At 50.0% G+C, this 14,479-nt stretch carries 9 protein-coding genes; 8 read left to right on the top strand and 1 reads right to left on the bottom strand.

Annotated elements, in window-relative coordinates; all coding sequences use genetic code 11:
• The first annotated feature begins 749 nt into the window (after window positions 1-749).
• The 5 genes from M3G15_RS03895 to M3G15_RS03915 all read left to right on the top strand — a co-directional run bounded on the left by M3G15_RS03895 (window position 750) and on the right by M3G15_RS03915 (window position 10,289).
• Window positions 750-3,776, top strand: coding sequence for an RHS repeat domain-containing protein (locus tag M3G15_RS03895; RefSeq protein ID WP_260070135.1), 3,027 nt, complete (start codon window positions 750-752; stop codon window positions 3,774-3,776).
• Between the two features lie 46 nt (window positions 3,777-3,822).
• Window positions 3,823-9,072: a polymorphic toxin-type HINT domain-containing protein gene (locus M3G15_RS03900; protein ID WP_157273304.1), complete on the top strand. Its 5,250-nt coding sequence runs from the start codon at window positions 3,823-3,825 to the stop codon at window positions 9,070-9,072.
• 69 nt (window positions 9,073-9,141) lie between these two features.
• A complete protein-coding gene (locus tag M3G15_RS03905; RefSeq protein ID WP_009223486.1) occupies window positions 9,142-9,789 on the top strand; it encodes a DUF3885 domain-containing protein in 648 nt (215 codons plus the stop codon).
• A 76-nt stretch (window positions 9,790-9,865) separates the two neighbouring features.
• Window positions 9,866-10,069: a hypothetical protein gene (locus tag M3G15_RS03910; protein WP_036644113.1), complete on the top strand. Its 204-nt coding sequence runs from the start codon at window positions 9,866-9,868 to the stop codon at window positions 10,067-10,069.
• Entirely contained in the window at window positions 10,053-10,289 is a 237-nt protein-coding gene (locus tag M3G15_RS03915) for a hypothetical protein (protein ID WP_036644116.1), read from the top strand. Before M3G15_RS03910 ends, M3G15_RS03915 begins: the two co-directional genes overlap by 17 nt.
• A 17-nt stretch (window positions 10,290-10,306) precedes the next feature.
• Here M3G15_RS03915 and M3G15_RS03920 read toward each other — a convergent pair whose 3' ends face one another.
• Window positions 10,307-10,495, bottom strand: coding sequence for a hypothetical protein (locus M3G15_RS03920; protein WP_036644118.1), 189 nt, complete (start codon window positions 10,493-10,495; stop codon window positions 10,307-10,309).
• Between the two features lie 106 nt (window positions 10,496-10,601).
• On the opposite strand from M3G15_RS03920, the gene M3G15_RS03925 reads away from it, so the two are divergent.
• From M3G15_RS03925 to M3G15_RS03935, 3 genes are all read left to right on the top strand, one after another.
• Window positions 10,602-11,585, top strand: a complete 984-nt coding sequence (locus M3G15_RS03925; RefSeq protein WP_260070136.1) for an SseB family protein — start codon at window positions 10,602-10,604, stop codon at window positions 11,583-11,585.
• A 148-nt stretch (window positions 11,586-11,733) separates the two neighbouring features.
• Window positions 11,734-12,900: an MBL fold metallo-hydrolase gene (locus M3G15_RS03930; protein WP_311202251.1), complete on the top strand. Its 1,167-nt coding sequence runs from the start codon at window positions 11,734-11,736 to the stop codon at window positions 12,898-12,900.
• Window positions 12,901-12,970: 70 nt separating this feature from the next.
• A complete protein-coding gene (locus tag M3G15_RS03935; RefSeq protein WP_260070138.1) occupies window positions 12,971-14,461 on the top strand; it encodes a protein adenylyltransferase SelO in 1,491 nt (496 codons plus the stop codon).
• The last annotated feature ends 18 nt before the right edge of the window (window positions 14,462-14,479 follow it).

The raw sequence follows: 14,479 nt of genomic DNA on the forward strand, positions 1-14,479 counted from the left end.
ACTACTTAGGATCATGCCGACGACAATAAAGAAAACGAGGGAAGGCAAGCCGAGCCGCGAGGAAAACTTGGTGGTAAACACTCCGATGAACAACAGCAGGGAGAAGAGAAGAATCGTATTGTCGATGGTAAAGGGCAAACGATCACCTTCCTTTATCTGCTTGATAACTATATTTTAACTTTTCGTTGAGGTGCTCGACAATTCATTTATATGCCTCGTACCGATTTTTTCGACCTTTCGTGTTTATTTAATCCATACCTAGATTCATGATATAGTGAATGTTTTCGCAAATAAGTCCGCTTTTTGGCCGCCTCCTGTCCTTTGCATGTCCGTTTATTGACCGATGGAAGCTGTTGAAAGGGCCTAAAATGATAGTGTCGATCACAAAATATTAACCTTGCAGGGCTGCGATGGATTTATCGTGGCTCTTTTTATTGCAATTATAGGCAATGCGATGAAAAGAGCACGGTTCGGCGAAGGGAGGTAATGGTGTTGAGTTGGGATATATAGGTACATTATCCCTATTTATCAATTATATAGGAGATCCGATAAGAAATAAGGGAGAATAAACCCTTAATATGGAATTGGAGGGAATTTGTATGAGGGTAAACAAGGCAATATTATCTTGTTTTGCCGCCCTGTTGTTTTTAGGAAGTTTGGGGCCGGTGTCGCTAAGGGCAGAAGGAGAATCCAGGTGGAATTCCCTTGAGGAGGCAAAGCCACCTCTTGAACACAATTCTAGCCCATCCGTGACTACGGACGTATATACCGTAACGAATAGCGTCTATCTGCTCGCAGTTGAGAAGACGGAATTAGTCATCTATCCGGGGGAGAGCGTCCGATTTACAAACGATACATCCAGCTCAATCTCGATTACAACGGACGCCAAGTCCAGCAATGATATTCGCTACGATTATGTTTCTTACAACAGTGAAGGAAAGGTAACCTATGACGATCTCGCCCATACTGGCAGTGCAAGCGTGCTATCTAAAGGGGGAACCACGGTAATTACTGTGGATTATCCTTATCCTCTGACTGTCAGTTTTAATTCGGAACTATCATATGCTTACTCCCCGGTTCCTGCCCTGTTAAAAAGAACGCTGCACCGAGGAGAGAGCTACTTCATTTCCAATCAAGCTTATGCAGGTCGATCCATTATGAGTGATGCGACTTCGGCAAACGGGAAACGTTACGATTACGCGGTTTATAGAGAAGATGGTTCTTTAGAAAAGTCGAGTTTTGATACGTATACCAAACCATCCTTCAGCGTTGGCGATTCGATCATTCTAACTGGAGCATCGGATGAGCCTGTAACGGTTGGTGTTCCATATGAAGGCTTTATTGGTTATGAAACGGATGAACCAGCCTATGACAGCGTGTTATTGTATCCGGGAGAGAGCTACATGTTTACAAACGTAGGCACGAAATCGGATCGAATTGAACATTCTGGAACCACCAAAGACAAATTTGACTATGTAGTTTATGACGCGAATGGTACGGAAACCTCACGGGGGACGAATACCTCCACCATGCCTTTGGTTGCCGTGGGAAGGTATGTGACGCTAACCCTTCTCACCAATAATCCGGTTCGGGTTGGGGCCCCGTACAGATCCTTTATGGGCGGGAATCGCCAGGATGACGCGATAAGCCGGGTAACGTTATCCCCCGGTGTTTCTTACAAGTTCACCAATAACGGCACCCTTCGTAATCCTGTGAATAACAATGCCAGACAGGTGGATGGTCTGTACGATTATACCGTTTATGAGGCGGATGGCAGCTACTCCTCCCAAGGCTTTGACTCGATCAGCACACCGCAGCTGCCTCCCGGCGGGTTTGCGATTATTACCGTGCAAGGGTCGGTCCCTGTGACTTTTGATTATACGGACGATTTTTCTGCTGAAGCCAGTGCGGAGCCATCCCATTTCCGGGTAACTCTCTCGCAAGGAGAGAGCTACGAATTTACGAATATTTCTTCTAAACTTCGTACATTGCGTTCCAATGCGACCTCCAGCAACCGATTTGATTGGGTAGAGTACTATCCAGACGGAACGCAGCAAGGGAAAAGGGAAAATACGTATACAGACCCTCAGGTATCTAGCGGGAACTCGATTGTTGTTACGGCAGTTTCGGCTCCGGTAACCTTCGGTGCGAATTATCGCCTGTTCTCGTGGAAGGACAAGCCCGGGGAGGCGATCTCCAAACAGATCGTTCGGTTAGGCGAGTCTTATACGTTTAGTAACTCAGGCTCAAAGTCGATTGTTATCAACAGTGATGCGCGGGATGTTGGAGGCATATATGACGCCGCCGTTTACCGCACTGACGGCAGCGTCTATAACGTATCGTTTGAAGAGACAGGGAATGTGACGATTCCCGCCGGGGGGTATGCGATTATTACAGGCCAATCTGCGAGCCCGGTGACGATCTCTTATACGGATACGATCACAGTAGTTTCTTCGGCGAATCCTGCATTACTTCGGGCTACGGTTGCTCCGGGCAATGCTTATACCTATAAAAATATTAGCAATGAAACAGAATTCTTGTACAGTAACGCCACCATGAATACGAATGAGTTTGCCTATGTCATCCGGCGTCCGGATGGGACAGTGCACAGTGAAGCGACGAGCAGGTATATGTCTGTGCAAGTTCCAGCAGGCTACTCCATTGCGGTAACCCCGTTGACGTCTCCGATTACATTCGGAGCGGTATACACCTCGTTCACAGGTGAATCGGGCGAGGATCCGACGATTAAACGAGTGACTTTATACCAAAACGAAAGCTATCTATTTACCAACCTGCAAGCTTCCTCTCAGACTTTGATGAGCGATGCGAAGGCAAGTCTTGGAGCGTGGTATGACTATGCAATTTACCGGGCGGACGGTACACCGGAAACGGCTAAATTTGATCAGGACGGTAATCTCTCCATTCCAGCGAACAGCCAGGTCGTGGTTACGGTAACATCGGATCGTTCTGTGACCTTCACCTACGGACAAGCTTTTCAAGCAAGTCCAAGCGCTGAACCGGCACTACTGAAACGCGTACTGGAACCGGAACAACGGATCGGTTTCAAAAACATCGGCAGCTTTGAGGCGAAGCTGACGACCAACGCCAACACTTCGGCTAACCGGTACTTTGACTTCACGATTCTGGATGCAAACGGAAACATCGTCCGGCAAGGGAATAAAACCGCGACCTCGTACGGTGTTCCCGCAGGTGGGACGATCCAAGTGAAGACGACTTCGGCTAACGCGGTTCTCTTCACGGCTCCTTACCGCAACTTCGAATTTGTGGACGGACAGGAGTACGTGTTTGAGGATTTGTTGCACCGTCAGGTTTTGTACGTGTACAAAGAAGCCGGACAGAGTGGCTATTACCGATTTACGGCTCCTGAAACAGGACGTTACCGTTTTGCAACCAAAGAGTTGCAAAATTTTGCGATTCAACCGATCCTTACGTTGTACGATCAACCGGATTTGCGTACGGCGCTTGCCTCAAGCAGTGAGGAGGAGCAGGAGTTCGGACTCGATTACACCGTTCTGGAGTTTGATCTTCAGGCCGGCAAGACGTACTACTTGAGACTTGAGGAGAAGAACGCTCTTCCACTTGAACTGCAATTGATGGCGTCGATCATGACAGTGATTCCGGAAGCGAAATTTAATTATCGTCCGGATGGACGGCTCACAGAGATTGTGTTTCCAACTGGAGACAAGTTGATTTACGACTATGACCCGAATGGGAATCTGAAATATCGAACGAAAAAAGTATTTCCGTTCCAGTAAAGTGAGGGCAATTGAACCAAATATAAAACTCACGGGGTGATCAAGGATGTTTAAGAAAGTCATGGGCCTAGTGCTATGTATATCACTGATTAGCACGGGTTTATTGGAGGCCGTGTCTTTTGGCGCTACTGCGGATCGCGGAGGAACGGAGAATACAACAGCCGGTTCCTCGGCTTCCGCTGATTTCCTGACTGTATCCGGGATCATGCGTCAATTTGACGTTCATGAAGACTGGATGGACGAGCAGCTGTCCAAAGGATACACACTTTATCAGATTTATAAGGCATTACTTGGCGGAAAGGACGGTTATAAAACGGCCATTTCTCAGTTCAAGCCAGCGTGGGAGATCGAACAAGCTATGGATTCGGCCCTGACGTCCGGGTGGGCGAAAGAACCTTCGGCGCAGGTGGCCAGCCTTCCAGCAGTATCCGCCGCTGCCGCCGATTACGATCAATCGGCTATCGAGCAGCTGTCGCTGCTGGATGAATCTTCGATGTATGAAATGGGTTACGCCGAGGATTCAGTTGACGCTGCTACTGGCGACGTGAAGCTTCGCGCCACGGATTTGACCCTGCCCGGGGCACTTCCTTTCGGACTAACGCGTATATATGACAGCGCTCGGGCCAGCGAGGAAATCGGCGTTGCATTGGAGAACGGAGTGGTTGTGAACCGGACGGCCGTCCGTCGGGAAGAGCGGGATTCTGCGCTGGGCCGGGGCTGGAGATGGGCACTTCCCTTCATCGAAGAACGGGAAGGAACGCGGATTTTGGATTTTCCGGGAATTGGGCGTTATTCAATATCGGATGATCTGAAGCTGCAAGGGTATCCATGGAAAGACCTGTTGCTGACCGCGGATGCAACTAAGACGGTTGGAGGTCTAACCAGCGACACGAAGGTTTCGGTGCTGAACGGGAATCAGTATTATTTCAGCGCTTCAGGCCATCTCATTCTGATTGCCGACAACTATGGAAATCAGGTTGAATTCCACTATACCGCGCAAAATAACGCAAAGGTTCTGTCCCGAATCAAGAACAGTGACGGGAATGAATTGACTTTCGCATATGCAGCGGGACGGGTTACCGTAACCCAGACGGGTACAGATCGGAAAATGGAGTACTACACGGCAGTCGATGACGGCCAACCTGTTTTGAAAGAGGTTAAAGATGCGCTGGGCCGGAGTACCAAATATTTCTATTCTTATCCGGAGTCTCGCTATAATTTCTTGGCGGCATTAAAGGATCAGGAGGGGCAGCAGCCGGTAAAGCATTCGGCCCTTTTGATGCGTGTGATCTATCCCGCTTCAGGAACAACCGAGTTTGATTACGTACCCGCCCGCAAGCAAATCGGTGAGTATGCAACAGATTTTGTTTTTAAAGCGAAGGAGCGCAAAAACGTCTACTCGACACCGCTAGGAGATGTTGTTCTCCGCCCTGTGGAGTTTAGTTATTCCGGTGAAGACTTGAACAGCTTTGGTCAGGCGGCAGCCTGGACAACAACTATTAAGGAAGCTCGCACCACAGATACTTTAAAATTTCGGAAGGCTTTTCACGGTAGCGGTCAACCGGATCGGTTGTATCTTGATGAGCAGAGAAGCGAAGAAGCGACTACGGGATATAAGCGGCAATTTAGTTATGATGATACGACGGGCTGGAATGTGCCTGTGCAGGTCTCTGAAAACTATTCGCAAGGAGGCAGCGAATCGCAGCCTCTGACGGTAACCTACCGATACAATGAACAGGGGCAAGTGTTATCGGAAAACTGGAGTACGGGACAAGAGACGATTTACGAGTATGCCAGTTCCTCCGCTCCTTACTTCTGGTCTCTGCCGAATCAGGTTCAAGCCAAGATCAGGGATGGACAAAAGCGAATCAAGCGTTTCCAATACAATGACCAGGGAAGCGTGTCTCAATCCTCGGTAAGAGAAAATAGCGCTACCGGCAAGCTGCTGGCTCAAACCGATTGGGAATATGATAATTACGGCAATCCGTTAGTAAAGAAGGTTAAGGACGATAAGCGGACGAATACAGTTAATTTTTCTTATGCATCTCCTTACGGGAAGCAATTGCTCACCAAGCAATCGATGGTCATTCACGCGGTTGACGGAACATACACTGAAACGAAGCAGAATTTTACCTATACGGCCGCGGGTGATCTTCTTACGGCGGAAGATGAGGCAGGAGCCGTCACGACTTACACGTACGATGCGCTTGGACGAGTCATAAAGGTGCTGTACAGCGATCAGACCCAGACAACGGTTCAATATGACGATGACCATAATACCGTCACAACGACTGGACCAGAAGGCATCGTCACCTTGGAGAAGTACGACCCATTTGGCTTTTTGGTTAAAGAAGTGGTGGATGACACCATTTTTGAATACACCTATGATGAAGCAGGGAACTTGGACCAACAAATTGATGCCGAACAAAACATCACAAAATTCACTTATGACGGGTTCAATCGACTAACAAAGACGCTTTACGCTGACGGGTCGCAGGATGAAACCAGCTATGATATGGTGAATCGCACGGTAACCTACACGGACCCTGCAGGAGTTAAGCAGCGGCAGAAGCTGGATTTGCTGGGGAACACTCTAGCCGTGGAAGAATGGAAGAACGGTGCCTTTACCCCATTGCAACAAGCTACTTATGATCTGGAAGGTAATGCACTGTCCGTGACGGACGGCAAGGGGCAGCAAACCCTTTATGAGTATGACACATTAGGACGGCTTGTGGCCATAACCGACCCGGAGCAACGTGTTACGAAATATACGTATAGCTTGGCCGGCGATTTGATCAAGATCGAGTACCCAGACAACACTTACGTGGAAAAAGAGTATAACGAAGCGGGCAGCTTGATTCGTCAAATGAACGAAGAACATTTGGTGGAAGCTTATTTTTATGATTCAAGAGGGAATCTGATCAAATCGTTAGACCATTCAAGCCGGTTTACGGAGTATCAATATAACAGCGATAACTTACTTACAAAAATCCAGGCCCCGGATCAAACGATTCAGTACGCCTATGACGCGATGGGCCGACGTACAAGGATGACCGATGCCACGGGGAGTACGACATACAGCTACGATCCGATGGATGGCTCATTAACGTCCATTCGGTATCCGGATGGCACGCGTATCGACTATACCTACAACAAACAAATGCGTACGGGATATACGCTGACGGACGCCAATGGAAAAGCGGCAGGCGCAAGCTACACGTTAGATAAAATGAACCGGGTCAGCACATTGGGTGTAGTGCGAAATGCAGCGGGGACTAGGAAGTCCGCGTTGGCGGCTGCCCCAACGGCCTTGTCGGAAATCGACCAGATTACATTTGATTACAAGGCCAATGGATTGCTGGAACAAGGTGCGTCTGTTAACGGACCAAGTACGTCTTACAGCTATGAAGGTTATGACTTGACGGAGATGACGGTAACTGCTGGAGCTGCGGTCACTGCAAAGAAAGCGGCTGTAAACGCAAAAGAGAACTCCGCGACCGTAACCGAAGCGGCATATGGCTTGGCCAAGATGAGTGTAGCCACGGGGCATACGTTTAAGTATGAATATGACCTTAACAAGAACATCATCAGCCGTACACAAAACGGTGCTGTCGATACTTTTACGTACGATCCGCTGAATCGAATTCAGACAGAAAGCGGGTTAAAGAACAAAAGGTACGCTTATGATGAACGCGGTAACTTACTGAATGTGGAGGGCCGGGACCTTCGGGGCTTAACGAATGCGACTTTCACCTTCGATAGTCTGAACCGTTTAACGAAGGTAAAACTGGAAGATGGCAAAGAAGTGAGCTATGTCTATAACGGGGACGGCTTACTCTATGAGCGTGTAGAAGGGGATAACCGAACCCGGTATTATTATGATGAGGAAGCGAAGTTGATCGCCGAGGCCAACGTCAGCGGCGGCACACCAAGCGTGACCTATACCTACATCTATGATCTAAACGGTCGTCTATGGTCCCGCGTAGATCAGGCTACGGGCGAGGTGCAGTATTACCAACTCAACGGACATGGCGACGTCGTTGGCCTGACCGACAGCCAGGGCAACCAACTCAACACCTACACCTACGACATCTGGGGCAACCCGGAAACCGAAGAAGAGACGGTTCCGAACGTCTTCCGTTATTCGGGAGAGTATTGGGATAACACGACGGATCTGCAGTATCTTAGAGCTCGTTGGTATGATCCGAACGCGGGAAGATTCGTGTCCAAGGACCCGTACCAAGGCAGCATTGCTAACCCGCTAAGTTTGAACCGGTATTCGTATGTGGAGAATAATCCGTTGATTTATGTGGATCCGAGTGGGCAGTATATCATGCCTATGGGACCAACTCCTTCGTTAACTTGCGCTGCGGACATGAAAAATTGTAAGACGAACCTTGATGCGCAGATCAAGGGAGGACAACAAGCCTTTGATATTGTTTATCTGGATGATGCGAAAACTTTAATGAGCAAAGATGCAAGTGGTCTTGAAAAAGCTGGGACGCTTATTCAGATAATTCCCATTTTCAAGGCATATAAAGTTGTCAAAAAGACAGAAAAGGCAATAGACTCAGGTAAGGAAGTTATTAAATATACAAAAAAAGTAGAGAAAGCGTGTAACTGCTTTACAAGCGGAACGAAGGTTCTTACAGACGAAGGGGAGAAACCTATCGAGGAAATCGAGGTAGGGGACAAAGTTCTGGCCAAAGACGATGAAACTGGTGAGCTTGCTTACAAGGAAGTCGAGTGGCTCTTCCAACGTGATGTTGAGGAAACGTATAATATCACTGTTGGCGGAGAAGTCATCACGACTACTGACGAGCATCCGTTCTGGATTGTCGGCAAAGGTTGGGTGGAAGCACAGCATCTAACGGTGGGAGATGTTTTGACAACCTCAGATGGTAAAGAACTAGCAATTGAGAACATTGAGGTTAAGAAAGAGCATGCTACGGTTTACAACTTCAAGGTAAAGGACTTCCATACGTATTTTGTTTCTAACATAGGTATTTGGACACATAATGCTTGCAGTACGCCTAATACAACTAAGAAGTGGGATATTAAATCAAATGCACAAGCAGAATTAACCTATAATTTCCATGGGCAAAAAGTAAAAGCCTATCAAGACAGTAATGGGTACTGGTGGGCGAAAGATACCACTGGTCATGGCGGCTCTGCTTACAAGGTATTTGTAAAGAAAGGTAAAGAACTGCATTGGGTTGCGGACGCAGATGAGTACGGTAACTGGATTACTGATAAGCATAAGAGTCAGACCGGTATGATAATCAAACTGAATTAATGCATTTGGTGGAGGGAGGGGAATGTCCCCCCCCCCTTCCGTCATACACATATCATGGGTGGTGTATAAATGGGTTATAATAAACAATTAGATGAGTTTTTATCGAGTACGTTTCCAGGGCTTCAATTAAAAAACCCCCTTTTTTACAGTTCGGAAATTGCAATTAGATTTGAACTAGGGGGAAATCTTAATGAGAGTAGTAGGATCGAAAGAGTAGTTCATAGGGCATTGTCTATATTTAACGAATTTAATCAGCCTACTGATGACGTATATCTAACGGTTTTTGTTGATAGTTGGGATGAAAATCCGGTTGCTTCTTTTGAGAAGGATGTTTATGAACTATTTCTCACGTATGCGTCTGGAGTCAGATATGAAAATATTGACAAGCTAGAGCAAGAGTTTCGCTACAAAGACCCGGATGACAATAACGACGACGATACTATTACGTTACGATATTGCACAAAGGTGAAAGTGAAAGATTTGAAGTTAGAAGAATTACTAGGTGCAATTGCAAATCGAGAAATTGGTTACGAGCCGCGCGTTATTGGAGATATCTTTGTGGTCAATGAAACGAAGAGATCCATATTTTATGTTTACGATGACAGAGGAATGGATGTTGTAGCAGATAATACAAAGACGTTAAGAGCAGTTTATGAAAAATATAATAACTGGATATTAGATTATGACCGCAGTCGAATAGATAAAATATTTTCTTGATAAGTCCTTGGAGGATATTCCCTCAAAGGCATTTTTGTACCCCAGCCAGTGCCGGATGAAGGGGTCAGTTGCGTTAATGCTTAGTGTTATTGTTAATGAATCAACTATAGAGATGAGTAATTCTGGAATAATTACAGGACAAATCTATTTTCAAATTGAGGATATATATTTTCCTGAGTTATATTGGGACGACTTTGTTGTAAAGACGCTTGAAAAAGCTGACGCAGGTGCCATAGCTGAGTTTAACTTTATGGATAAAAATCGTGAAAAGTGGCGTTGAGTTTTTTGTGAAGAAAAAAGTTGGTGAAGAAGTAATTTTTAAAATAGAAACAGAGTTTAAACTTCTCCAAAAATCCATAGCTCGAGCTACTAAACAAGTAATTGGGGTAATTGATACTGAGCAATGGTTAACTGAAGATATTGAAAATCTAAAGAGATTTGTTTTGAGATTTAATTTTGAGCCGACCGTAAGGGGATTTCCCCGAAAGTTGCTTTTTTGAAAGCCAACGGTCGTCATCTATAGAATTCTACTTATCACAATAATTACAGCAATAACTCCAACTAAAATCAGCAAATTAGTGATTTGTCTTAACAACCCGGGCACTCCAGTGGAGTGGAGTTTATGTTCATTCGTATCAAAATGCGCCTTGGCGCCGTGCGGATCGGCTAGATGAGAGAAGGGTTTTCCATGATCGTTATTATCCATGAAGTGTACCTCCTTTCTTAATTGAAATTATTGTACCAGTTATTTACTTTCACTACACCGTTATGAGCTATACTAGATTCAAACGATATGGGAAATGGGGTGCCAGATGAACGAGGAACGGAGAGACGAGATCGGGCGGAGTTTTCTGTTGACGCCGGAGATTTCGCAGGAAGAGCTGGATGGGCTGGAGATTCAGGAGCTGATTTTTCTGGTGCATGCGGCCAAACGGTTTAAGGCGGAGGAGGCTTTTCCGGATGTGTATTTGGATGAACGGATGAAGGCCTTTATTGGCGTGCTGTACGAAAAAATAAAAACCGCCGAAACGCTCTACCTCGCGTGCGACCAGGCAACCGGATATCCTTACGTGGATGGGGACGATCGGGTATGGATGTTCTCGCGGAAGGTATTCGCCGAGAACGCGGAGGATTATTTCCGGCAGCAGCTGCTGATGCTGGAGATGCAACCGATCGGCGGGGAAGAAGTGCTAAAGACGTTCGCGCAGCTTCATATTTTGGGGTTATCGAAGGTCCTCGTGGACAACGGGCAATATCATATTGAAATCCAGCGGGATGAGATCTTGCCGCCACCGGATTGGACGGGGACGCCGGAGATCAGCATTCCCGTCACGAATCCGGGGTTGCAGCGAGCAATGATTCGTTTCTTCCAGACGTTGCACGCACCGACTGGCGATCCGGAGGCCCGGGGGCAGCAGCTGAACGCGCTGGAGGCTGAGATGCTGGATGAAATCCTGCAGGCGAAGTTTCTGGTGCCCATGCAAGTGAAGGAGTCCGACGCCTCGCCCGCGGATGAGCACGGCATGAAAACCTTAAAGCAAGGGACAATCCTGCAATTTGGCGTGCTCAGCGCGAAGGATGGCTCGGCGTGGCTGCCGGCATTTACGGATTGGCCGGAGTTCGAGAAGGTCTACGATAAAACGGCTTGGAGCAGCAACATCGCATCCTATGACGACCTGCTGACGGTATCTGGTAACTTGGAGGGGGTCGTCATTAACTGCCGCGGCATCTCCCTGCAAATCGACGCGAAAAATCGGGAGCGGATCGAAGCCTTTCGTCAGGAGCGCGGTGTGTAGCCGCAGCGGTCCACCGCTATAGTGCAAAGTAACCCGCTACTGTCTGCCGAAGCCCCGTAGCAGTGCGGTCTTTTTCGCATAAATCCCCCGACTTTGGCACAACCTTCCTGCATGGATGTCATTTGTTCAGGGAAGGTGGATGGGGCTGATGATGTGGCTCTTTGTTTTGATTGCTTTTGTGGTGCTTCTGGCGGTTGGATGGGATTTATTTCGGAAGCTGTACCCGCCTTTTGGAGGGAAGCCGTCGCCTGCAGACCTGCAGCGCTACCGGAAATCTCCGAATTATAAAGGAACGAAGTTCGAGTACCCCTTGGAAACAAAAATATATAAGCCGTCACTGGGCAGTTTCTTTACGGCGATGCGCGAATATGTGCAGCGGAAACCCGAACTGAAGCCAAAGCGGCCATTGCCCCAAGTCAAGCTCGACCGGGAGGTGATGGAAGAGATCCAGGAGGATACGGTGATCTGGTTTGGCCATTCGGCGCTGCTGTTGCAGATCGGGGGAACCCGGCTGTTGTTAGACCCGATGTTTGGCCAGACTTCGTCGCCGATTGGAGGCGGCAAAAGATTCAACCGTGAGCTGCCCTTCGGCCATCTGGACGAGCTTCCTCCGGTGGATGCTGTCGTGTTGTCTCACGATCACTATGACCATCTGGATTACGGGACGATCCGGCGAATTAAGGATCGGGTCGGGCAGTTCATCGGACCGCTGGGCATCCGTTGTCATCTGGAGCGGTGGGGCGTCAAGCCTGCTCGAATCAGCGAATACGATTGGTGGGAGGAGCTGGAGCTTCATGGTGTCCGGTTGGTCTGCACGCCGGCTAGGCACTATTCAGGCAGAGGGCTGCTTAGCCAAAACGGCGGGCTCTGGTGCTCCTGGGTCATTACCACGCCGGAGAAGCGGGTTTATTTTAGCGGGGATAGCGGGTATGGCCCGCATTTTAAGGAAATTGGCGACAAATACGGCCCCTTCGACCTCACTTTGATGGAATGCGGTCAGTATGACGACCGATGGTGGGATATCCATATGCTGCCGGAGCAAACGGTACGGGCTCATCAGGACGTGAAGGGGAACGTGTTGCTTCCCATTCATTGGGGGACTTTCTCGTTGGCGATGCACAGTTGGTATGATCCCATTCGCCGGCTAAGTATAGAAGCTAGGTTGCGGGAGATATCGTTAACGACGCCTAAAATCGGGGAGCCGGTCCGGATTGGGAGTTCGGAATACCCGACCGAGGTTTGGTGGCCAGCCGTCAGCGCAGCGCGAAAGACTCCCAAGTTTCGTGGGGCTCGTCCCTCCGGTACAATGGAGTAGGGAACGATGAACGTCTTGCGGGGAGATCCGTCAGGGGTAACCTTGCAAGGACGATGAGAAGGAGAACGTGATGAACGAACCAAGCGCAAATCCGAACGCCGGATGGAATTTCGATCATAGTTACGCTAGGTTGCCGGAGTTTTTCTATACGAAGCAGGAGGCCAAGCCGGTTCGGGCACCCCAGCTGATCGTGCTCAACGACAAGCTGGCGGCAGAGCTTGGGCTGAATGCGGAGGCGCTGCGAAGTGAGGAGAACGTGGCCGTCTTTGCCGGCAACCGGCTGCCGCCGGGGGCGGAGCCGCTGGCCCAAGCTTATGCGGGCCACCAGTTCGGGTATTTCACGATGCTGGGGGACGGCCGGGCCCTGCTGCTCGGGGAGCAGATCACGCCTGGCGGCGATCGCTTCGACATCCAGCTCAAGGGCTCCGGCCGGACGCCGTATTCGCGCGGCGGGGACGGGCGTGCCGCGCTGGGGCCGATGCTGCGGGAGTATATCATCAGCGAGGCGATGCACGCGCTGGGCATTCCGACGACCCGCAGCTTGGCGGTGGTGACCACCGGCGAGACGGTGGTCCGCGAACAGGACTTACGCGGGGCGATTCTCACCCGCGTGGCGTCCAGCCACGTGCGCGTCGGCACGTTCCAGTACGCCGCGCAATTCGGCGAGCTGACGGACGTCCGCACGCTCGCCGACTACGTGATCCAGCGCCATTACCCGCAGCTGGCCGAGCTCGCCGACACCGGCGAGGCTGGCCGCTACCTGGCGCTGTTACGGGAGGCGACCCAGCGCCAGGCCGCCCTGATCGCCCAGTGGCAGCTTGTCGGGTTCATCCACGGCGTGATGAACACCGACAACATGACCCTCAGCGGCGAGACGATCGACTACGGGCCTTGCGCCTTTATGGACGCGTACGACCCCGCGACCGTGTTCAGTTCCATCGACCGTCATGGCCGCTATGCCTACGGCAATCAGCCATCCATTGCGGTATGGAACTTGTCCCGGTTCGCCGAAAGCCTGCTGCCGCTGCTGCATGACGAGGAGGAGCAAGCCGTCCGGCTCGCCGAAGAAGCGCTGAAGGGCTTCGCCGGACAGTTCGAAGCGGCATGGCTGAAGGGGATGCGGTCGAAGCTGGGCTTGTTTGGCGAACAGGCGGAGGACGCCGCCCTGATCCATGATCTGCTTGGCCTGATGCACCAGCACCATGCCGACTACACCAATACGTTCCTCGCTTTGACCTTTGGCCGGTTGGAGGAGCCGCCGATGGCGTGCACGCCGGAATGGGCGGAATGGCTGGAGCGTTGGCGGGCACGGCTCGCAGGACAGCCGGAAACGGACGACGCGGTCCGGGAGCTGATGCACCGCAGCAACCCGGCGGTCATCCCGCGTAACCATCGGGTGGAGGAAGCGCTCGAAGCCGCCGTGAAGCGGGAGGATTACAGCGTGATGGAGCGGCTGCTCCAAGCGTTGGCACAGCCTTTCGCCCATACGCCGGAGCAGGCGGACTACGCCGAGCTGCCGCCAGCCAGCGACCGGCCGTACCGGACGTTTTGCGGGACATAACCGTGCGGCGGGTACGCA

This window comes from Paenibacillus sp. p3-SID1389 (assembly GCF_025151705.1).
In the GTDB taxonomy this organism is placed as follows: domain Bacteria; phylum Bacillota; class Bacilli; order Paenibacillales; family Paenibacillaceae; genus Fontibacillus; species Fontibacillus phoenicis.